Source organism: Treponema denticola ATCC 35405, assembly GCF_000008185.1.
Lineage (GTDB): Bacteria > Spirochaetota > Spirochaetia > Treponematales > Treponemataceae > Treponema_B > Treponema_B denticola.
The window spans coordinates 1,143,148-1,164,799 of record NC_002967.9 but is presented as its reverse complement, the minus strand read 5'-3'; the positions used below and the strand labels follow the sequence as shown (position 1 = coordinate 1,164,799).

The following is a 21,652-nucleotide window of genomic DNA, read 5'->3' as shown; positions in this document are numbered from 1 at the left end:
TTTATGTAAGCACTATGTAAGCAAGTATATTTATAATTTTATAAGTATATATTGAATATAGAATTATAAATCCGTAAATTAGATAAGCCCTATTGCCGCTAGCTAAATTTAAAGGCACTCAAACGAGTGCCTTTTTTTGTTTCCTAATTTTTAAAAACGCTAAAATCTTTCTATTTTTGAGACCAGAAAAGCATCCGCAAGAACTAAATAACACATTGCTTCCACAACCGGGACTATGCGAGGGAAAAGACAGATGTCGTGATTTCCTCCGACAGAAAGCATACATTTCTCCCCTTTTTTGTTAAAGGAGGCTTGGTTCATTTTTATTGAAGGAACGGGCTTTACGGCAATTCTAAAATCTATTTGACAAGTGTTCTCATCTTTTCTTCCATTCTCATGGTTTAAATTTAAGGGATAGTCCATATTACAGGAAATACCGCCCAAAATACCGCCAGAAAAATTTTTTGAAATGTCATTATTCTCGCTGCCTGTAATAGAAGCCGAGTAAAAACCGCCCCCGATTTCTATGCCCTTAACGGCACCTATCGACATTAAGGCTTGAGACAAGACCGCATCAAGTTTGCCGAAAACAGGAGAGCCGAGCCCTTCGGAAACATTTAAAACAGAACAGGATAAAATACAACCGGCCGAATCTCCATTAGAAGCCAAAGCGCTCAACTTTTCAAAAATCGGCTCAGGCAGAGCCTCATCTTCTTTAAGAGGGAGGCTTGTTTTAATACCTGCAATTTCTTCGGCTCTTACCTGCACCTCAATAGTTTTTTTACCGTCCTTTATAGCAAAGGCTTCGAGCATTTTTTTTGCAACAGCTCCGCCGATGAGCCTGCCTATCGTTTCCCGGCCGGAAGAGCGGCCTCCGCCTCGGTAATCCCGATGCCCGTATTTTAAATCATAAGAATAATCGGCATGCCCCGGACGATAAACATCTTTTAAGTTTTCATAATCCTTGGAGGAGGTTTCTTTGTTTCTAACCAGAACTGCGATAGGGCTTCCCAGGGTCCTGCCTTCAAAAACACCGGATAGGATTTCGCAAATGTCATCTTCATTCCGTTTTGTAGAAAAAGGACCTGAGGAGCCGGGTTTTCTGCGGTTAAGCTCTTTTTGAATATCATCGGCACAAAGGGGAATACCGGCAGGGCATCCGTCAATTACAGCCCCTACCCCTGCGCTCCTGCTTTCTCCAAAAGTTGTCAAGGTAAAAAAACGCCCAAAAGAATTTGCCCCCATAGATTACTCCTATAAAAACTTTTTGCAGCAAATATCAGAGCCTTTCGGCTCTGTTCTGTAAGGAAATTTTTCATCGTATCCGCTAAAGCGGATAGCGAATCAATTTGTGAAAAAAGTTTTTTCAAGTGTGTGCCGAAAAGCACACACATATAATAATGCGAAGTTTTGTACTCATAAGTGCAAAACTCGGCAGATAAACAGTGAAGCTGAATTTCTGCTGAACTGTTTATCATACCTCCAAGTTTCAAAACTGCTTAATCTTTTTCGAATATAAGCTCATTTATCACGTGTTCTTTTTTTAAGCCTTTTTTTTCAAACTTTGTTGTGGGACGCCAGCTTTGGCTTGGAGCGAATTTTTCGTATTTGGATTTTAGATTGGGAGTTTCGCTCAACTGCTCAAAAGCATCCTCTGCATAATTTTCCCAATCCGTGACCATGTAAATATAGCCGCCATCTTTTAATTTTTTTGAAAGCAAATCGGTTCGAGGCCTTCTTACAAGCCGTCTTTTGTGATTCCGTTTTTTTTGCCACGGGTCAGGAAAAAAAATATGAAAGCCGTCAACGCTTTCATTATTTATCATATTTTCTAAAACTTCAATTGCATCATGTTCGATAATCCGTAAATTATTCAATTTTTTTTCTTCTATTTCACCTAAAAGTTTACCCACACCGGCCTTAAAAACTTCTATACCAAGATAGTTTTTATCGGGATTATCCTCGGCAATTTGGGCAGTTGCAGTTCCCATGCCGAACCCGATTTCTATGATTACGGGATTATCGTTTTGAAAAAGAGTTTGAAAGTCGATTGGGCTTTCAGTATATGGAATACACCACTTTTGATAAAAAGCTTCGTAATTTCTTTTTTGGCCTTCGGTCATCCGCCCCGTCCGTAAAACAAAGGTTTTTATAGATCGAAAATGAGACGGTACATCGGTATTTTGAGTAATTTCAGTACTATTCATCCTTTGATACTAATACAAACTATGGTACTTTGTCAAATAGGCTGTATCGCCTTGGGCATTTTGGGCCATACATTGAATATAACGGGTGTCCGGATATTTTTCGAACAGGGAAGAAATAGAGTCTTCGAGTTTAGAACCTTCAGGTAAACCTTGAACAAAGAGCGGCTGCTTATCGGCCCCCAAAAGAATAAGAAAAAACGTTTTAAATGTGGAATTTTCGGAAGCTTCAATCCGCCATCGTCCGTCCTGAATCCGAAAGACAAAGGGAATAGATGAAACCATTTCAGGCTCTTTTAAGGTAAGTTTTTTTATAGTCCTATTTCCCGACAAATCTTCCAGCACAACGGAATATTCTCCTATGGGAATTTGTCCGAACGGCGACGCTATCTTATTGGAACCGGCCCATAGAGTTTTCTCGGAATCCGAAGCTCTAAGCTGTGAGGAAGAAAAAAAGGAAGTATTTTCCCTGTTCAAAACCCATGTAAGCCCCGACTCCAAATGGACCAGCTGTATGGAAGAATAATCGTTACGTCCGTTTTCATCCTTGTACATTAAAAATACGGAAAGCCTTTCTTCAATTGTTCCGGCATCCGTTTCTATCTTTAAAATTTTTACGGAAAGTTCGGGTATCTCAGGCTTATCAAAGGAACATGAAAGTAAAAGAGCTGCAATAAAAAAAAACAAAGTTTTTTTTAGCCATTCTTTTTTTTTGCTTTTGTTCATTGGACCATCCGAATCTTCTTTATGTTAAAACATAAAGGACATATTCATTACGGTAAGATCCGTATCCTCAAAGCGGTTTGCACTCGATTCAAAGCGGACATTTACCTTTTCGCAAGCGTCATTTAAGTAAGAAATATAATACATTCCCAAATTTAAATCTTCGGAACCTTCAGGAAGGGCTCGATAAAAGTCAATTAAAGAATTTTTGTCGACATCTGCCATCTTTAAGTCATTTAAGTTTGCTCTGACGGCATCCGACTGTTCATTTTTACTGTAAAGGGTTATCTGAAGCTTGCCCTGTGTACCTATCGAGGCAACACCTCCGCTTCCAAGTTTCCATGAAACAAATACCAGCTCTTGTTTTTTTTCAAGTTCGGCAACGAGACGGCGGCGTATTTCGGGATCAAAGAGAGCTTCTTGAGGGTCATCCAATTCAGGAAAAAGAATTAAGGCTTCTTTACGCAAATTCATGTTTTCCGCACTTAGGATCAACTCCATAAGCATCAAGGCTATGTACTCGGCTATCTTCGTTTTATCCATGTATTCGGTAAGGGAAGTCCGTATTGTTTTTAGAATCAGGTCAAAGTCTTTGTGCATCCTAAATTTAGTTATGATAAACCAAGTAAACGGACGCATCATGTTTAGAAATTTTTCGGCCAAAAAAAGCTGAATATTTTTTTCTTCGGGAGATAGAGCATTATTCTTTGTTATAAAAGAAAAAAGAGGTTTAACAATTTCCTGTTTTGCTTCATAAATCATTTCTTCGTTTTGCTGCAATACATTTGCCAAATACTTTTCATTTATGTGGGTTTTTTCGTCAATTATACTTGCAGGGTTTTGTCTGTTCCATTTTTTTATAACGGGAGAGTTTAAGATTTGCTTAAAAATATAATCGTCATATTGTTTATATAAAACCGAATATACTATAAGCTTTGAAAGATCCATAACCTCCTGTCGCGAAGAAACGAATTCGGGTTTCGATATTTCAATCTTTGAGATATAATCCGCCAAAAGAAGGCGTTGAATGGTTTCAGGAATAAATTTTTCGAGAGAAATGCCGTATTCTTCGATATTTCCGGCAAGCTTAAATTTAAGGAGTTTCTTATTTCTTTTTATAAAGAATGTAGAACCTTCCTGAGTCAAAATAAGCTTTAATGGAAGGTCCAAAATTCTTTTTTTTTCACTTGCAGCCATAAATCTTCTCTCCCTATATTAAGTACGATCAACTACATCTTTAATTCTAATATAATTTTATGAAAAATTCTATAGGTTAATTAAAGGGATGAAAGTATCGATCGAATTTCCGCGGCTTTTGGATAATTCGGATTTTTATTCAATACGCCTTCCAAAATAAGCTTTGCATCAGCCTTTTTATTCAAGCTTATGTAAAGTTTACCCAGTTCATAATAAGCATCCCAGTTTTTAGTATCAACCTTTATAATCTGTTCATAAACGCTTACGGCATTTTCTTTTAGATCAGCAGAAATATAGGCCGCCGCCAAATTCTGTTTTGCCGTAATATTACGAGGCTGGGTTTTTACGGCATTGGAGTAATGATTAACCGACTTGGTGTAGTCTCCTTTTAAGCCGTATAACTTGCCCAAATTTGTGTTTACTTCAAAATTATTGGGCTCAAGCCTATAGGCTGCCAAAAGGTTATCTTCGGCTTCGCCGAATTTTCCCTCATCCAAGTACATACGCCCCAGATTTATTCTGGGCTTAGCATAGTTTTTATTTGTAGCCGCAGCCTGTGTATAATAATCATAGGCTTCAGATTTTCTTCCGTTTTTTTCCAAAGTTAAACCGTATGTATATAAAACTCTTGCATCAGAAGGCTTGAGCCTATAAGCTTTTTCGGCATTAGACAGGGCTTCGCCGTATTTTTCTAAATCAACCTGTACCGTTGCCAAGTTATAATAGGTTATGGCATCATCCTCTCCCAGAGTGATAGCTTCCGTAAAGTGCCGCTCGGCTAAATTATTTTGTCCCAAATCCGCATAAACTTGGGCCATTTCTCGTAAGGCCGGAAGATTGGTCGGTTCATAAGAAATAGCCTTCTTATAGTTTTCTATAGCTTGATCAAATTTCCGTTGGGCTTTGCGTATACGGGCCATTTCCAAAAAGGCTTTTACGTAGTCGGGCTTTATCTTTACGGCTGAAGAAAAAGCGGAAAAAGCTTCATTTTCCAAACCTAATTTTCTGCAAGACATTCCCAAATTAAAAAAAGCATTATCGAATTTGGGATTGGATTTTACGCTTCTTTCAAAGGAAGTCTTTGCTTTTTGATAATGACCTCTTGCGTAATATTTTTTACCGAGTTCATAATTGTATAAATAATTATCGGGATCCAAACTTTGAGCCTTTTCCAACTCTACAAAGGCAACCTGAGGCTGTTTTTGTGCGTCTGCAATTTGAGAATAAACATAATGAGCCCTTGCATTTTGTCCGTCTGCATTTACGGATTTTTTTATGTATGAATCGGCATCCGAAAGAGCTTTCTCTGCATCTCCGGTTCCTTCACGAGCCGAAGCATAGTCGTTTAAAGCAGAAGCCATATCCAAATATTTTTTTGCAGTAAATGAAGTTTCAGAATCGGGCATTTTAGATGAAGCCTTTGAAAAACTACTAAGAGCAGAATTTAGATTTCCGTTTTTTAAGAAATTTACACCTTCTGAAACCAGGCGGTCCACCTCTTCCATTTGAGCTCTGGTCTTTGCATCGGCATTTTGCTTTGCAAGTCTTTCAGCTTCTTGAGCTTTTTGTGCATCTAAAGCAGCCTTCTTTTTGGCTTCTTCTTCGAGCCGCTTTTTTTCTCTTTCTGCATCAGCTGTCCTTTTTGCAGCCTCGTCTTTTGCTCTTTGTTCGGCTGCTAATTTTGCCTTGCGCTCCTGTTCAGCCTTAGCCTTACGCTCTGCTTCTTCTTTGGCTTTACGCTCCTGTTCGGCCCTTGCTTTGCGGTCTGCTTCAGCCTTGGCAGCAGCGATTTTTTTTGCTTCGTCTATCGATGCTTTTTTCTTTGCTTCAGCTTCCTTTAAGGCCTGTTGCTGCTTAATCAATTCTTCTTGCCGCTTTCTTGCTTCTTCAGCCCTTTTTAGAGCCTCTTCAGCCTTTCTTTTCTTTTCTTCTTCGGCAGCCTTTTTTTCCTTTTCGGAAGCAGCGGCAAGATTTTTGTTAATTTCCCCGGCTTTTTTAATGCTTTCCGCCTCTAAAAGCTCTCTCTCTTTTTCGGCTTCTTTTTTGGCCTGTTCAAGCTCAGCTTCTTTTTTAGCTATTTTTTCTTGAAGACGGGCGAGTTCTTCTTTTTCAGCCTCAATTTTAGCAAGGATCTGCGTATCGGCAGCAGCGGAATCAGAGGTCTTGCTCTTTGTAAAAAATAAGATGCCTACAACAACTAAAACGGCTATAAAAATACCCGCTAAAATACCTATTAAGAATTTTTGAAAATCAGTCAAGTTCGTTTTCCTCCGAATAATCTATTGTATTGTCGGCTCCGGCCGATAAGGCATCTGCATTGTCAACCGAAGAAAGGTTGGCGTTTACATCTTCCATAAGTTTTTTATACCTCGCCTCAGCAGCCAAACGCTCGGCCTCTTCGGCTGCCTTTTTGGCTTCAGCCAAGGCCTTCGCTCTTTCCGCTTCTTCGGCAAGGCCTTCCAAAAGCGATATCATTTTTTCGATTGAAGATCTTTGAAGCGTCTCAGGGTTTAAGTTTAAATAAATTTTATAATCTTGTAAAGCACCCTCAAGTTTTTCCAGTTTTATCCGTGTATTAGCCCTGTTTAAAAAAGCCGGAGCATAGAGGCCGTTTGAAGAAATAGCCTCATTATAAGCCAACTCGGAGGCTTCAAACTGATTTTGTAAAAAATATACATTACCTATATTGTAGTAATACAAATGCCCGTTGAGTATATCCTTATCCTTGCCTTGAGAAAGATAGGTTAAGGCCTCGCTGTACTTCCCCATCCTAAAATAAGCAACGCCAAGATAAAGATAAACCGATTTAGGGGTTCCGGCTTCCTGACTAGCCTTAAAAAGAGCCGAAACGGCCTCTTGAGGCTTATCAGCATACAAAAGTTTTTTACCTTCTTCAAAATAATCTACGGCAAAAAGCAATGAAAAAAAAGATAAAAAAACAGCAAAAAAAATGCTTTTTTTGAATTTTAATCGATAAAAATGCGTTTTCATATTTGACATTCCCTCCCAAAAGCTATACCATATAGGTATGTCTTCATTAACGATTATTTTGATTGCAGCGATAAGTGCGGTCCTCGCTTTTCTCATTATTTTTTTGTTAAAGTCGATTCTTTTTCCAAAAAAAAGAGCAAGAATCGAAAAAAACTTAAAATCCGGAAAATACGGAGCCGCAATCAAGGATGCAAAATCAATACTCTCAAAAAATCCCAGAGATTCGGAAGCCCGATACCTTTTGGGCAAGGCCTACCTTGCAGACAAAAAAGTTGACCTTGCCTTTATCGAGTTTAAAACTCTAAACAAGACAGCAGTATTTAACAATCCGGCAACCGAAATCGAATTCAGAACTATTATAGCAGATTTATATTTAAAATTCCAGCAGCCGGACGAAGCTTTAAAGGAATTTATGCTTTTAAATAAAAGAGATCCGAAAAATCCAAAACCCTATTTTCAGGCCGGACAAATTTATGAAAGCAAAAACATGTCGGATCAGGCAATAGCTTATTTTCAAAAAGCTATAGAAGTCGATTCACGCTTTGCAGAAGCCTATGCTTCATTAGGCCTGTTGCTTTTTAAGGCGAATCAGATCCCTGAAGCCGAAAAGGCTATTGCCACAGCCTTAAAATTAGCTCCCGATAATAGTGAAACCCTTTATTATCATGGAAAAATCTTAAAAAGCAAAAAAAATTACGCACAGGCTCTTTCAGCCCTCGAAAAAGCTGCAAGAAAGCAGGAGATAAGGTCAAAATGCTTTTTTGAAAGAGGATGCTGCTATTTGGAAACAAACAGCCTTGAAAAGGCCGAATTCGAATTCACTAGGGCGATAAAATCTTCAAAACAGTTGTCAGCCCCGGAAGTTCTTTATTCGAGATATCTTTTAGCCGATTGCTACGAAAGACAAAGAAACATAGACCAGGCAATAGAGCAATGGGAAGCCATAAGCGCAGTCAATCCTAAATTCAGGAATACGGCTCAAAAACTTGCCGAATATTCAGACCTTCGTACCAACGACCATATGAAAGAATATTTAACCCTCATCAAGGAAGAATTTTTTAAAATGTGCAGGGATATTACCGAGCAGTACTTCGATTATCCCGTCCAAGCCTTAAAAGAAACAAAGATGGGCTGTACAATACTTGCAGTCGAAAAAGGCTCGGAACAATGGCTTAATACAAGAAAAAAGCCCCAACTTTTAATCTTTTCGAGGGATGGACACACGATAACGGAATCCTTTTTACGATCCGTACATGAAGAGATGAAAAAACAAGCCGTTGTAACCTCTCACATTATAACCTCAGGTGCTTTTTCGCCTGATGCAATAAAGTTTGCAGAAAACAGGCCCTTTAACCTTATTGACAGACAAAAGCTTGAAAGAATAGTTGAAAAAGTAAAATTTACATTTTAGGAAACGGATAATGAAAAAAATTCTATGTATTTCGGATCAGATAGACCCTGTGATTTACAGTAAAGACATAAAAGAAAAATATGGAGATGTAGATTTTATAATATCGGCGGGAGACCTTCCGATAGACTACCTTGACTTTGTACAAAATTCCTTAAATAAACCGCTTTATTTTGTTTTCGGAAGCCACCACTTAAAAGCTCTTACTCACTATCATCCCGAAATGGCTGAAAAAACAAAGGATGGAGAGGTAAATATATTTAAAAAGGGAAATACAAAAAAAAGCAATCAGGGAACCTATATAGGGTTTAAAAGCCTTAAGTATGAAAACATTATAATAGCCGGCGTTTCAGGTGCTAAAAAGCACAATGACGGTAAAAATCAGTTTACAGAAAAACAAATGAAGCGAAAGCTTTCAAAAATGATTCCGGCATTATTTTTAAATAAGCTGAGATACGGGCGCTATTTGGATATCTTAGTAACCCACTGTCCTCCATTGATTGAAGGTGAAAAAGAAGAAAACAAACAAGAAGCTTTTGAGTGTTTTACCAAATTTATAAATTTTTTTAAACCTAAATATCTTATACACGGACAAGTCCACATATATGACCCTCAACAATGCCGAAGCATAAGACATGGAGAAACCGAAATAATTAACGCATACAGCAGACACATTTTGGAGATAACTTAAAATCTATAAATTGTTACCATTATTTTTAAAATAAATCTTGACGATATTCCCTTTAGATGATAGAATTACTACAATGAAAGAAATTAACACTCTTGACGTTTATGCATTGATTACTCTTTCGATCTTGAATATTTTATTATTATTATTTCTCATAAGAATTACGGCTACAAACAAAAAGAAAGCCGGCGAGATATCAAGGCCCTTTGTTTTATTGACACATTCTACCTTGGCCTTTGCATTTATAATAAGCATAAGTACTGCAGCCTCGGTATTTTTAAAAAACTATATGATTTTAAATATAGGCTTATCGGTTGTTCTAGTTGTTTTTACTGTCTATATAACCGTATCCGAAAAGATATATCTACAAGATCAAGTCGAAAAGCAAAAGAAAGACAAGGCAAATGCAGATTATATTAAAAAATTACAAAATCTCCCCTCTGAAGAATCTTTACGAGCACGTAAACTTATAAGCACGGCCCGCCTTTTACTCCAAAAAACAAACGGATTAATCTCAGGAAAGAAAGATATCTCATCCGAAATGTTTCCATACATCGCAGAATCATTTTTAATGGAGTTATCGGCTGATGGGGCTGTAGTCCTTGCAGTACAAAGTTTTGAAGAGGTCTTGGCTGTAAAGGCCTTAATCGGCACCTTTCCTCCGCCGTATAAATTACCCGATGACCTTGCACGCAAAGAAGATCACGTATTTTCCAATTTTAAATATGCACGGTTTGAGATGGGTGAATCGATATTTACGGAAGTTGCATCCCAAGGCAAAACTCTATTCATTAAAGATTGTAAAGGCAACCCCTTACTTCCTAACAATGGAAACGAAAAATTTTTACAGCACGGAAGCCTCATCTTCTTCCCTTTAATGGTTAGCACTGTTTTAGTGGGCGTGGCGGCCGTATCCCGTAATCCGGATAATGTTCCTTTTTCGGAAAATGAAGTCAAGATAGGAGAATACTTATCGGATTTTGCGGCAGAAATGATCAACCTTACTTTAAATATATCCGAGGCTTCCGAACATGCCGAAATTGAAAATATAACCGATACGGTTGCAAAAATTCAAAGGATTCTTTTACCTAAAAACTTAAAAAAAGTCCCCGGCCTTGAAATCGGAGAATATTTTTTACAGGAGAGAGGTATCTGCAGTGACTATTATGACGTCATCGTTCAACAAAAAAGAGTCTTTATCGTCCTTGCGGATGTTGCAGGTAAAAGTATTCAATCTGCAATTATTATGATTATGATTAGGGCCATCCTCTACCTTATAACAAACACGGATCAAAACACGGAATCTATTTTGGACTGGCTCAATAAGGGTATTACCGGCAAGATAGATATAGACCACTTTGCAAGTATTTCTCTTTTATCCTATGAACAGAAAACAAATACAATAGAATTCATAGGGGCAGGTAATCAGGCAATGATGATATGGAACAATGAAAAAAATAAAATCGAATTATTCCAGCAAAAAACGGACCCTATAGGAATAGATGTCCGTTCAACATATAAAAGTATAAAAATTCCTTTGCATGAGGGTGATGTAGCAGCTTTATACACGGACGGTATTATCGAAACACTTAATAAAGCAGGAGAGCAGTACGGAGCTGCCAGACTTGCAAAACTTATAGCCGATAATCATTCCAAAAATTCAAAGGATATAGTAAATAAAATAAAAAATGACATGACTTCGTTTATAGGAACGGCCCAGACTCATGATGATCGCACTTTGCTGATTATTAAGGCTAGGTAATAGAGAGGTTGTTAAGGAGATTGTTATGGAACTAAAAGTCCGAAAAAACAAAGAGGTTTACATTATTGACGTAAGCGGTGAAATGGACCTATACAATTCATACAGACTAAAAGAGCTTGTTATGAAGATGATCGAGCGTCAAATAAAATGTATGATTATAAATCTTGAAGATGTGGACTACATAGACTCTTCAGGAATAGGTGCTCTCATTTATATATGCTCTACCGTAAAAAAGATGAATCTACGCCTGTTTATAACCAATATTCACGGGTCCGTGAAAAAAGTTATAGAACTGACAAAGCTGATGGGCTACTTTCCCATAACAAACAGCTTGGAAGAAGCATTACAAAAAATGGAAAGCTAAAGCGGAGGACAGAAATATGACAGCTATAAAAGAACTTAAAGTCGATGAAAAAAGCCCCTTATTCGATAAAACAGGGATGTTATATAAAGAATTTCCTTCTGATTTCAGGCAAATCAGATATTTTACACTCTTAATAGTACAATCAGCCCCCTTAGAAATAAAGGGAATCAACCTCTTGGAGCAGCAAATCAGCGAGATTATTAAAAATGCGGTAAAACACGGAAACAGATGTAATCCGTCCAAAAAAGTCAAGGTATGGTACGAATTCAGCTCTACCCACGCTCATTTAATAGTCGAAGATGAAGGAGAAGGCTTTAAAGAAATCGACAAGTGGAACGAATTCAATAGAAAACGCTTGGAATGTCTGCATAAGCAGGACTTTGCAAACCTTGGAGCCTATGTTTCTTTTAGAACAGCCCGAAGCGATGAATATGACGGAGGAAACGCCCTCTTTGCAGCCCTCGAATATTGGGACGGAGGTTTTATTTTTAACAAGAAGAAAAACGGCGTTGCGATGTTAAAAAAATATCCTCAAAAAAAACACGGTATTTCGCTGTAAGATTAGACTAAGACTCAATTATTCGGATATCCGTATTTGCTCGCGTGAGCTTTTTCGTGTAAAAAACGTTTGTCTTCTTCGTGGATGTTTTTTATTGTAAGGCAAAGAGCTCCGCAGCTTTCTCCTGTAGAGTTTACATTAAGATTGGGAAGGAAAAAAGAAAATATTGACGAGCATTTAACTTTTCGCCGGCTGAAGCCTACTTCCATCTGGGCCGAAATTTGAGATGCAATTTCTTTAGCCTTTTCCTCAATACAAAAAATAAGTATAAATTCCGCATCAATATATAAAAGACAGGGGCTAAAATCCGGAGCCCTATGTTTTATTGCTATATCGTAAAGGCGGTAAAAAAAAGCTTCAGGGATTTTATCCGCATCTAGCTTCATTAAGCCGGAAATCTTGGAGCAAAGGCCAAAAAAAACTTCACTATCTTCATCGTCTACAGCCGGAGGATAGGGAAAGCTAAGAGGAAAATCGCTTGAAATGCCGGCTTTTAGTTTAAAGCCTCCGGAATTCCACAATGAAATTTGACAGTTTTTAAGCTCATCATCATGTTTATAAAATTTATCGGAAAGCTTAAAAACAGTAATCCCCTCTTTTTGTTCGACTCGGCTAAAAAAATAAAGAGGGCGTTTTTTATGATTAAAAAAAACCTTTATATCATCGCTTACTTCAACCCCATCCGCTTTAAAGAAAATATAATCATCTATAAGTTTATAAGAAGAAGAATCTATTTTTAAAAAGGTATTTTTGCATAAGAGGCTTAAAGAAGGCTTTTCTCTGATAAAGGTATCGACAATATATTCATATTCGATTCTATTGAGAGCTTTGTTCATTTTTGTCTCCGATAATGTCAAAAGAGTCCAAGTACCATTTTTCTTCAATAAAAATAATGTAGACCTCAATAATAATATAAAATATTTTATCTTCTCCCCTGATATTGCATTTAAACAGGGCTTTTACCTTTTGATCTGCCTTATTTTCAGGCCTGCCGTAAAAGACAGAAACTATGGGCTTAAAAGAATCCAGCCTGTAATTTATAAGATAAGGTAAAAAAGGTTTTGCTTTTGAACAAAGGCTTATATCCACCTTATTTTCTTTAAATTGTAAACTTAATTTATTCAAAAAATTCAACACGGATTTTTCAATACCGGTATAGTCCAATACTCCCAGCCCGTCCAAAGAAGGAAACAAACTTTCCCGTAAATCGGTGTCTCCATAGGAGCTCAAATTTTCCGTTTTTATCTCATCTAAGGTAAAGGGTTCGGCCATAGGAGAAGCTGAGATTGTTTCGGATACTGTCCAGTCGATATCCGAAAAATATTTTTTAGCCTCTTCCAATATTGTAGAAAAGGAGTTTTCTTCCGCTCCGCTTTCGTTATAAAGACTAAAAAGAAATACAAAACTAAAGATAATCCGGTATTTTTTTAACTTCATATAATATTTATATCACATCTTATACTAACTAGACAATACCTTATCTTTATGTTATAGTGAGGAGGGAATTTTCCCTCATATCATTTTCTGTATAAATAACAGATGGAGGACTTTTATGGATATTAAAAATTATCCTGCGGAACCTTTTAGAATTAAGGTTGTAGAAACTGTTAAGATGATCGATAAGGATCAAAGAGCAAAGGTTGCCAAAGAAGCCGGTTATAATACCTTCCTTATTAATTCGGAAGATGTTTATATCGACCTTCTTACCGACTCCGGAACAAACGCCATGAGCGATAAACAATGGGCCGGAATGATGATAGGAGATGAAGCCTATGCCGGAAGCCGCAACTTTCATCACTTGGAAGAAACGGTTCAAGAGATTTTCGGCTTTAAGCATCTTGTGCCGACCCATCAAGGCCGCGGTGCCGAAAACCTTCTTTCAAGGATAGCCATTAAACCCGGTCAATATGTACCCGGCAACATGTATTTTACCACTACCAGATACCATCAGGAAGCAAACGGCGGTATCTTCGTGGATATCATAAACGATGATGCTCATGATGCAGGCAAAAATGTTCCTTTTAAAGGCGACATCGACTTGAACAAGCTTGAAAAGCTTATAAAAGAAAAGGGAGCCGAAAATATAGCCTATGTATGTTTGGCTGTTACGGTAAACCTTGCAGGCGGTCAGCCCGTTTCTATGAAGAACATGAAGGCCGTCCGTGAGCTTACAAAAAAGCACGGCATCAAGGTATTCTACGATGCAACCCGCTGTGTAGAAAACGCCTACTTTATCAAAGAACAAGAAGCCGGTTATGCCGACAAGTCTATCAAAGAAATCGTAAGAGAAATGTTCAGCTATGCAGACGGATGTACCATGAGCGGTAAAAAAGACTGTATCGTAAACATCGGAGGCTTCCTCTGTATGAACGATGAAGATCTTTTCCAAGCTGCAAAAGAATTCGTTGTTGTATTTGAAGGTATGCCTTCATACGGCGGTATGGCAGGACGCGATATGGAAGCTATGGCTATCGGTCTAAAAGAAGCTCTCCAGTTTGAATACATCGAACACCGAATCAAGCAGGTCCGCTATTTAGGCGACAAGCTCTTGGAAGCCGGAGTTCCTATTATTGAGCCCGTAGGAGGACATGCAGTATTTCTTGATGCAAGACGCTTCTGTCCTCATCTTAAGCAAACCGAATTTCCCGCACAGGCCCTAGCCGCAGAGCTTTATATCGAATCGGGAGTTAGAAGTATGGAACGCGGTATCGTTTCTGCAGGACGCGATCCCAAAACAAGGGAAAACCACGTACCAAAGCTTGAAACAGTCCGCTTAACAATTCCGCGCCGTGTTTATACATATAAACACATGGACATTGTAGCAGATGCCGTTATTAAATTGTACAAACACAAGGAAGTTATAAAAGGATTAAAGTTCGTTTACGAACCTAAACAACTCCGCTTCTTTACGGCACGCTTTGAGCATATCTAAACTCTCAAGGTAAACGAATCACAGTTTTACCTCTACAAAACTAGGCTGTCCATCCTGCCTTTCCAAAAGAAAGGTATTCACAGCCTAGTTTTTTTATATTTACTGCGGCAGGTCTGACTAAATTATAATAATTAATATTTTGAAAATTAATACAACGTTTTTGAGAAAACTTATTAATTATAATTGACATATTTACGCCAATGGCGTATAATAAGATATGCGAATTATAGAAACGCCTGTTTTTACAAAACAAATAAATAGGCTACTGGACGAAGATACATATAAACAATTTAAAGAATATCTAGTATGTAATCCATTGAAAGGTAAATTGATTAAGGGTGGCGGCGGAATACGAAAAATAAGATGGAGCAAAAAGAATACCGGAAAAAGCGGCGGTATTAGGATTATTTATTTTATAAAAACTGAAACAAAGATATATTTGTTGTTTGCTTATTCAAAAAGTGATGCAGAGAGCATTACAAAAAAACAAATAAATATGTTGGCAAGTTTTATTAAAGGTTTATAAGGAGTTTTTATGTTTAAAAGAAAAAAAATGAGTGATGAGATGTTTGCCGAATTACTCCAAAGCGTAAAGGAAGCTGTTTTAATTGAAAAAGGAGAAATTCCTCCCGCCAGAGTTTTTGAAATAGAGCCTTTGGATATTGCCAAAATACGCAGTAAGACAAATAAAACACAAGAAGAATTTGCATCTATGCTTAATATCAGTATCGGTACCTTACGAAACTGGGAACAAGGCAGGCGTAAGCCTGATGGGGCGGCCTTGTCTCTACTTAAAATCGTTTCGGCTAATCCTCAATATGTAGAAAGCGTGCTGCAGGGATAAAGGCTTATTCCGGTAAGTCCAGACAATTTTTTTAGGTTAGATTTAACGTGAGGCAATAAAACCCCTTGCATTTTGTAGAACAATGTTCTATAATGTCTATAGAATATTATTCTATAAAAGGAGGAAGTGCCTATGCCTGAAAAAGACGAAAACAGAGAAAGTCGGCAAGAAGACAGAGAAAGCCGGCAAAATCAATTGATCGATGCGGCGACAACGCTGTTTTTTTCAAAAGGCTATACGAATACGTCTGTTCGGGATATTTTGGATGAGGCAAACGACAGGACGTCTTCGCCGAGCGTTTTTTATTATTATTTTGAATCGAAGGAAGCAATTTACCGCGCCGTTTTGCGCCGGTACTCCGAGCGCTATGTAAAATCCGTACAGGATGCAATCGACACTCACAAAGACGACGCGCAATCGCTTATGACTCAAGTAACGCGCCTGTTTTTAAAAACGGTAAAAGCCGACGCTCACGGAAAAGAAGCGGCCGCTTCGCCGGACAATCTTTTGTACTCATTAAAACTCAAAGAAGAACTGACACAAAAATTTGTTGAAGTTTGGGAAATATTTATCCGCTCACTGGATTGGTACAAAGCGGACGCCGAAACGGTTCATAAAACGGCCGTTTTTATCGCCGGCGGCATAGGAGAAATGATGTACGATTTCGGCTATGTTCACGAAAAAAAAGAAGGCAGCGCCCGAAAACTCATGGACTGCATGATTGACTTCTGCGCCGGTGCTTTGAACGCTCCGGCTGCGGAAAAAGAAAAATATAGGAGGATTGTGTATGATAACCTTGCATGAACAGGTTGACATTAGCGCACCGTTCGAAAAACTGTGCGCGTGGGCAGACAATTTTGAAGAGGAATTCGTCAAGTGGAGTCCGTATCATTTGGAATGCGAACTGTACAACGGGAACGTAAATACGGGCAGCAAAGTCCGCTTTTACGAAATCGTTATGGGGCTCGACTACGACGTAACCGGCACCATAGTAACGAGCGAACGCGACAACGACCATTTTCGGTTCGTATTTAAAAGCGACAAGGGAACCGCTTTTATCACATTTGAAGGGACGCGAACAAAAGACGGCTGCCGCTTTTCTCACACGGAATCGTTCGGTATAACGACTCCCGTCATCGGACCGATTATGAACTTTTTGCTGTTCAAAATCATCTTCCGTAAAAAATGCAACTGGCAACTCATTCGCGACGATATGATTTTGGACAATAAATATTTGACCGAAATCCTTACCGAAGGCAAGTATCCGGAACGCATTCCCGTCGAACGCTTAAAAGCCGGAATTAAATAAAGCGAATTGCCTTGCCGATAAAACATTGCAGTTTTTTCTCCTTTCGGCCATACTTTTTATATCGGAGGATATATAAAAGTATTGGTTATAGACAGTAAGACAGTAACGGCGCTTATTCTAAAAATTTTCCTCTAATGCGGAAATTTTACTTTAAAAGAAGCCAATACCTTCTCCGATGCCGGGCGGGCATCTATATTTACTATCAGATCTTTTTTTGTATAATAGTCGATTAACGGAGCTGTTTGGTTTCTGTAAGTTTCAAGGCGTTTTTGGATTGCTTCAATTTTATCATCCGGACGGATCATCAGATCTCCGGAACATGAATCGCAAATGCCTTCTTTTTTCGGTTTTACGAATTCGATATGAAAACTTTGACCGCATGAGGAACAAACCCTTCTTCCTGAAAGGCGTTTGATAACCTCATCATCGCTTATATCGAAGTTGATAACGGAATCTATTTTTACGATGTCCTCTAGGGCATCGGCCTGAGCGATTGTACGGGGAAAGCCGTCGAGGATAAAACCTTTTTTGGTGTCATCCCTTTCCAACCTTTCCTTTACAAGGGCGATTGTAAGGTCGTCGCTTACCAATGCCCCGGAATCAATGACAGCCTTAACTTTTTTCCCCAAGTCGGTTTGCTCCTTGATTGCAGCTCTAAAAAGATCTCCGGTCGAAATATGCGGAATCTTATACGATTTTGAAACCTCAAAAGCAAGGGTTCCCTTTCCTGCGCCCGGCGGGCCCAAAAAAATACAGTTCATTTCTCTCTTCCTTTTTTTTAACAATATTCAATCAAAGCTCTTACATAAAGAAAAGCTCTTATATAAAGAATCTTAAAGTGCGTGTATTAGTCATCTTAGACAAGTGACCGATTATATATGTTCCCACCATGGCTGTTAAGGCATCAATGGCGGCAGCTACCGAGCCTATAAAAAAGGCTGCCGGACGCAAAATTAAAAACCCGGATTCAAAGCCCCGTCCGTATATAGCGCAAACGGCAACAAGGGAAACATAGGTTCCCGTTATGGGGAAACGGCCTAAAAAGAACGAAAAAAGGGTAGAAATACCGACAAGCCAAAATCTATCCTCAAAACTTATACCCAAACTGGAATAAGAGTTTAAAATTACAATAAAGCTTATGGTAACAACCATCGCGCTTCCTGCCCTGCCGAAAACCGAAAAAACAGGCAAGGATACCGAAGAAATTCTCCTTCTGACACCCAAGCTCTCGTTTGAATGGCGCAATAAGATAGGCAAGGTTAAATTGGTATCGCCCGAAAAAAAAGCTGCACAAACAGGAGCTATCGAAGCATAGAGCACCTTGTAAGGATTTATATCTTTACACATTATTTTTAAGATTATAGGATATATTATTAAGGCTATTATAAAAAAATCTACCAATAAAAGCACAACCAAGCCGGTAAAAAATTTGGTTGAAAGCATGGCTTGGAACTTGATAAACCAGTTTACGGATACTGCAATAAGTCCTATTGAAAACATATCTACAAAAAAAGCCATAACGGCATAAGAAACTCTTGATAAGGAATCAAAAAGGGTAAAAACAGGTTTGGAAATATTTTTATCGACAGCACAAGCTGCTCCTGCAAAGCCGGCAAAGATACAAAGCGGAAGTATATAAAGCCCATCCATAAAGGCTTCAAATGCACTTGACGGGAAGAGCCGTAAAAAGGACTCCATAACGCCCAAATTCTCGACAGAACTTGTCTCTTCAACAAAGATAGGGATTCTCGGCGGAGAGCTGATAGAGATAGAAATCAAACCTAAAAGGGCTGCCAAAAGGGATGAAAGAATAATAAAAACGGCAATATATATCGAAAGTTTTAGTAAGGAACGGCTTTCACGTAATTTAGATATACTTACGGTAAACCCAAAAAATAAAACGGGATATAAGGAATAACGGCCGAATTGAATAGCAATATTAGCGGCAAAATCAACAGCTGCATTAAAGAATGCACTATCGGAAGAAGAAATAGCCGCAATTATAATGCCTAGAACAGAACCTATAAGATATTTTATCCAAATTTTCATGATTCATTTTACAAAAAGAAAAAGATTCAGTCAATAGACTAAAAAGCTTCTCCCGTTTTTTGAACAAGGGAGTCGATTATACTGCCCATATCTTCAAGACCATAAAGGGTAAAATAAACTTTCCAGAATTTAAAGGAGGAAGAATTAAGCATTTCTTCGGTAGGCACAAAATTATGGTCAAAGTATTTATCCGCTTTGTATGTTAGATTGGGATTTTTTTCGGCATAAACTACAAGGGTTTTAATATCATATCCGTCACCTGCTATCAAAGAATCAAAGAGCTGCTTCATTGATTTTTCATTAATCTTATTTTCAAAGCAAAAAAGATTTTTTAACTTACGATTTGAACCTACGACAAGATTCTCTATCTTGTTGCGGTAACAATAAAGCTCTTCAAGTTCCTTTAACGAAGGAAGATCCAAATCCTTTATTTCATTGGAGTCACAATACAGTTTTTGAAGTTTTGTGTTAAGAGCTATTAAAAGTTTATCAAGATTATTTTTTCCGCAATCCAAAAACTTGAGCTCTTTGTTTTGAAAAAGCGCCAAGTCGGTAAGTTTGTTGGCCCTGCAATTAAGCCGTTGTAATTTTATATTTTTAGTTAAATCAAGAGTGTTTAAACCGGAATTTTCACAATCCAGCTCTTTAAGCTCAATGTTTTTTGTAAGATCAAGCTTTTTTAAGCTTATCGAACTTATATCAAGGCATTCAAGTCGCGGAAAAACAGAAAAATCCATCTCCCGAATTGTTGTTTTGGCCAAATTGAGCTTTTTTAAGCCTTTTAACGAAGAAAAATCAGGCTTATTCATTTTCTTGTTTCCTTCAAGAATCAGATTTTCAAGAGCCTTACAATCTATAAATTCGATATTCTTTAAGCCCGAAAAAGAGATATCCAAGGACTTCAAAGCAGGCGCTTTAATTATTTTAACTCCGCTTAAAATTTCGGCATTATGAATTGTAAGCTCTTTTACATCACCCAATAGGGCAAGAGAATTTTTTGCTATAAATATTTCGTTTACGGAACCGTCGGCAGGAATTTCCGAAGGAACGGCACCTTCAATTTTGATATTTTCATCGGCTTTAAGGCTTAAATTGATTTTTTTATTTACAGCCTCAAATTCAAAAATAACGGAAGCCTCATTTAAGGCTTTTTGATATTGGGCATCAGCCGTTTTTGTCTTATCCTGCCCCGATTGAAGCCCATTATCTTTTTTTTCGGAATTAAGTCCGGCCTGAGAGCCGACCTCAGATTGAGCTTCCTTATTTTCAACCCCTACTTGTTCTTCCTTTTCGGAACACGAAAAAACAAAAAAACTAAAAATAACCAAAGCCGTAATTTTATATAAGGTCTTTAACATAGCCGGACTCTTTTAATAATATTTACTTCATTATGTAGGTTTTAATCGGCGGGAAGCCGTTAAACTCTACAGAAGCATAACTGGATGTATAAGCACCGGTTGTAAGGAAGTATACCCTGTCTCCGGGCTTAAGGTTGGTAGGAAGACTGTACTTATAATCTTCATACATAATATCCATACTGTCGCATGTAGGACCGGCCAAAACGACCTCACCCCATTTTTTGCAGCCTTCATCCTTATCGGTAATGATCGGGTATTTTAAGGATTCGTTTAGGGTTTCAATAAGACCGTTAAAAAGACCCGTATCAAGATATACCCATCTAAAGAGGGCTGTGTTGTTTTTGCGCGAAATCATAACAACCTCGGTTACCAAGATACCGCTGTCGCCTACAAGGGAGCGGCCCGGTTCCAAAATAATGCGCGGACGCTCTTCACCGAAATCATCTTCCAAGTAGCGGCTAATTTCGGAAGCATACTCGCTTAGGTCGTTTGCAGGTGTAACATAAGAAGCGGGGAAACCTCCGCCCATGTTGACCATTTCGAGCTTAATTTCTTCTTCTTCTTCCAAAGAGTCCATCAGGTATTTTGTCTTTGCAATGGCATCGTTCCACTGACCGATGTCCCGCTGCTGGCTTCCTACGTGGAAAGAAATACCGTAAGGAATAAGGCCCGAATCTCTGGCCTGAATGCAAAGGTCATAGGCCATATCGGGATGGCAGCCGAATTTTCTTGACAAAGGCCAGTCGGCACTGGTAGTGTTTTCAACAAGGATTCTCACATAAACTCTCGAACCGGGAGCAAATTGAGCTATATTTTTAAGGTCGTCCTTACTGTCCGTAGCGAACATTCTGACACCCTTTTCATAAAAATAAGCAATATCCTTTGCCTTTTTTATGGTGTTTCCGTAGCTGAGTCTTTCAGGGCTTACGCCTAATTTTAGAACCTTGTCAAGTTCATAACGTGAAGCTATGTCAAAGCATGAACCCATCTCGTTTAGCATTGAAATAATTTCTTCATGCGGATTAGCCTTAATCGCATAAAAAATATCCGCATAGGGAAAATTTTCTCTTAACTTTTGATAATTTTTTTTGATTGTTTTTAGGTTGATAACAACACAGGGCGTTTCCAGATTTTCTGAAAAACTCATAAAGTGTTTCCACTCAGAATCGCTAATGTAATCCTTTCTTTCCATTAGGCCGACCTCCCAAAAAATAGTAATAATAGCTTACCTTATAAAGCTATTTTGCATAACTGTCAATAGTAT

Annotated in this window: 24 protein-coding genes; 10 read left to right on the top strand and 14 right to left on the bottom strand. The window is 38.2% G+C overall.

Features of this window, described 5'->3' with window-relative positions; translation table 11 throughout:
- Window positions 1-159 precede the first annotated feature (159 nt).
- The 7 genes from aroC to TDE_RS05390 form a co-directional block, all read right to left on the bottom strand.
- On the bottom strand, window positions 160-1,245 hold the full coding sequence (aroC, locus tag TDE_RS05420; RefSeq protein ID WP_002682425.1) for a chorismate synthase: 1,086 nt from the start codon (window positions 1,243-1,245) through the stop codon (window positions 160-162).
- Complete coding sequence (locus TDE_RS05415; protein ID WP_002670713.1) at window positions 1,209-1,478, bottom strand: hypothetical protein; 270 nt, start codon at window positions 1,476-1,478, stop codon at window positions 1,209-1,211. Before TDE_RS05415 ends, aroC begins: the two co-directional genes overlap by 37 nt.
- Window positions 1,479-1,499: 21 nt before the next feature.
- Window positions 1,500-2,207: a tRNA (guanosine(46)-N7)-methyltransferase TrmB gene (gene trmB, locus TDE_RS05410; RefSeq protein WP_010956879.1), complete on the bottom strand. Its 708-nt coding sequence runs from the start codon at window positions 2,205-2,207 to the stop codon at window positions 1,500-1,502.
- A gap of 9 nt (window positions 2,208-2,216) precedes the next feature.
- The gene (locus tag TDE_RS05405; RefSeq protein WP_002682423.1) at window positions 2,217-2,930 is read right to left on the bottom strand and encodes a lipoprotein; all 714 of its coding nucleotides are present in this window, start codon (window positions 2,928-2,930) and stop codon (window positions 2,217-2,219) included.
- 24 nt (window positions 2,931-2,954) lie between these two features.
- Entirely contained in the window at window positions 2,955-4,124 is a 1,170-nt protein-coding gene (locus TDE_RS05400) for a hypothetical protein (RefSeq protein WP_002670701.1), read from the bottom strand.
- 80 nt (window positions 4,125-4,204) lie between these two features.
- Window positions 4,205-6,382: a tetratricopeptide repeat protein gene (locus TDE_RS05395; protein WP_002682422.1), complete on the bottom strand. Its 2,178-nt coding sequence runs from the start codon at window positions 6,380-6,382 to the stop codon at window positions 4,205-4,207.
- A complete protein-coding gene (locus TDE_RS05390) occupies window positions 6,375-7,124 on the bottom strand; it encodes a tetratricopeptide repeat protein (RefSeq protein WP_245522457.1) in 750 nt (249 codons plus the stop codon). The genes TDE_RS05395 and TDE_RS05390 overlap by 8 nt, the downstream gene beginning before the upstream one ends.
- Window positions 7,125-7,152: 28 nt before the next feature.
- On the opposite strand from TDE_RS05390, the gene TDE_RS05385 reads away from it, so the two are divergent.
- From TDE_RS05385 to TDE_RS05365, 5 genes are all read left to right on the top strand, one after another.
- Window positions 7,153-8,526, top strand: a complete 1,374-nt coding sequence (locus TDE_RS05385; RefSeq protein ID WP_002670692.1) for a tetratricopeptide repeat protein — start codon at window positions 7,153-7,155, stop codon at window positions 8,524-8,526.
- Window positions 8,527-8,536: 10 nt separating this feature from the next.
- Window positions 8,537-9,214, top strand: coding sequence for a metallophosphoesterase (locus TDE_RS05380; protein ID WP_002670690.1), 678 nt, complete (start codon window positions 8,537-8,539; stop codon window positions 9,212-9,214).
- Window positions 9,215-9,287: 73 nt separating this feature from the next.
- The gene (locus TDE_RS05375; RefSeq protein WP_002682419.1) at window positions 9,288-10,973 is read left to right on the top strand and encodes a PP2C family protein-serine/threonine phosphatase; all 1,686 of its coding nucleotides are present in this window, start codon (window positions 9,288-9,290) and stop codon (window positions 10,971-10,973) included.
- Window positions 10,974-10,998: 25 nt separating this feature from the next.
- Window positions 10,999-11,337, top strand: a complete 339-nt coding sequence (locus TDE_RS05370) for an anti-sigma factor antagonist (RefSeq protein WP_002670686.1) — start codon at window positions 10,999-11,001, stop codon at window positions 11,335-11,337.
- Between the two features lie 16 nt (window positions 11,338-11,353).
- Window positions 11,354-11,896: an ATP-binding protein gene (locus tag TDE_RS05365; RefSeq protein WP_002670683.1), complete on the top strand. Its 543-nt coding sequence runs from the start codon at window positions 11,354-11,356 to the stop codon at window positions 11,894-11,896.
- Window positions 11,897-11,910: 14 nt separating this feature from the next.
- Here TDE_RS05365 and TDE_RS05360 read toward each other — a convergent pair whose 3' ends face one another.
- Window positions 11,911-12,732 (bottom strand): hypothetical protein, encoded by an 822-nt coding sequence (locus tag TDE_RS05360; protein WP_002682418.1) that lies wholly within the window; start codon window positions 12,730-12,732, stop codon window positions 11,911-11,913.
- Window positions 12,713-13,333, bottom strand: coding sequence for a hypothetical protein (locus TDE_RS05355; RefSeq protein WP_002671735.1), 621 nt, complete (start codon window positions 13,331-13,333; stop codon window positions 12,713-12,715). Before TDE_RS05355 ends, TDE_RS05360 begins: the two co-directional genes overlap by 20 nt.
- 115 nt (window positions 13,334-13,448) lie before the next feature.
- Between TDE_RS05355 and TDE_RS05350 the strand changes: the two genes are divergently transcribed.
- Window positions 13,449-14,828, top strand: a complete 1,380-nt coding sequence (locus TDE_RS05350) for a tyrosine phenol-lyase (protein ID WP_002682416.1) — start codon at window positions 13,449-13,451, stop codon at window positions 14,826-14,828.
- 40 nt (window positions 14,829-14,868) lie between these two features.
- Here TDE_RS05350 and TDE_RS05345 read toward each other — a convergent pair whose 3' ends face one another.
- The gene (locus tag TDE_RS05345) at window positions 14,869-15,018 is read right to left on the bottom strand and encodes a hypothetical protein (protein WP_010956878.1); all 150 of its coding nucleotides are present in this window, start codon (window positions 15,016-15,018) and stop codon (window positions 14,869-14,871) included.
- A 27-nt stretch (window positions 15,019-15,045) separates the two neighbouring features.
- Here TDE_RS05345 and TDE_RS05340 point away from each other — a divergent pair, with 27 nt between their 5' ends.
- From TDE_RS05340 to TDE_RS05325, 4 genes are all read left to right on the top strand, one after another.
- Window positions 15,046-15,354, top strand: coding sequence for a type II toxin-antitoxin system RelE/ParE family toxin (locus tag TDE_RS05340; RefSeq protein WP_002677634.1), 309 nt, complete (start codon window positions 15,046-15,048; stop codon window positions 15,352-15,354).
- Window positions 15,355-15,363: 9 nt separating this feature from the next.
- Window positions 15,364-15,672, top strand: a complete 309-nt coding sequence (gene nadS, locus TDE_RS05335) for a NadS family protein (protein ID WP_002670672.1) — start codon at window positions 15,364-15,366, stop codon at window positions 15,670-15,672.
- Window positions 15,673-15,804: 132 nt separating this feature from the next.
- The gene (locus tag TDE_RS05330) at window positions 15,805-16,476 is read left to right on the top strand and encodes a TetR/AcrR family transcriptional regulator (RefSeq protein WP_002670670.1); all 672 of its coding nucleotides are present in this window, start codon (window positions 15,805-15,807) and stop codon (window positions 16,474-16,476) included.
- Window positions 16,460-16,981, top strand: coding sequence for an SRPBCC family protein (locus TDE_RS05325; RefSeq protein ID WP_002670668.1), 522 nt, complete (start codon window positions 16,460-16,462; stop codon window positions 16,979-16,981). Before TDE_RS05330 ends, TDE_RS05325 begins: the two co-directional genes overlap by 17 nt.
- Window positions 16,982-17,112: 131 nt before the next feature.
- Here the strand turns inward: TDE_RS05325 and TDE_RS05320 are convergent, their stop codons facing one another.
- The 4 genes from TDE_RS05320 to TDE_RS05305 are packed head-to-tail and all read right to left on the bottom strand — an operon-like array spanning window position 17,113 to window position 21,580.
- On the bottom strand, window positions 17,113-17,742 hold the full coding sequence (locus tag TDE_RS05320; protein WP_002670667.1) for an adenylate kinase: 630 nt from the start codon (window positions 17,740-17,742) through the stop codon (window positions 17,113-17,115).
- Window positions 17,743-17,800: 58 nt separating this feature from the next.
- On the bottom strand, window positions 17,801-19,030 hold the full coding sequence (locus tag TDE_RS05315; RefSeq protein ID WP_002670666.1) for a dicarboxylate/amino acid:cation symporter: 1,230 nt from the start codon (window positions 19,028-19,030) through the stop codon (window positions 17,801-17,803).
- Window positions 19,031-19,068: 38 nt separating this feature from the next.
- Complete coding sequence (locus TDE_RS05310) at window positions 19,069-20,388, bottom strand: leucine-rich repeat domain-containing protein (protein WP_002682414.1); 1,320 nt, start codon at window positions 20,386-20,388, stop codon at window positions 19,069-19,071.
- A gap of 22 nt (window positions 20,389-20,410) precedes the next feature.
- Window positions 20,411-21,580 carry a type III PLP-dependent enzyme gene (locus TDE_RS05305; RefSeq protein WP_002670664.1) on the bottom strand — a complete coding sequence of 390 codons (1,170 nt, stop codon included), beginning with the start codon at window positions 21,578-21,580 and terminating at the stop codon, window positions 20,411-20,413.
- Window positions 21,581-21,652 lie beyond the last annotated feature (72 nt).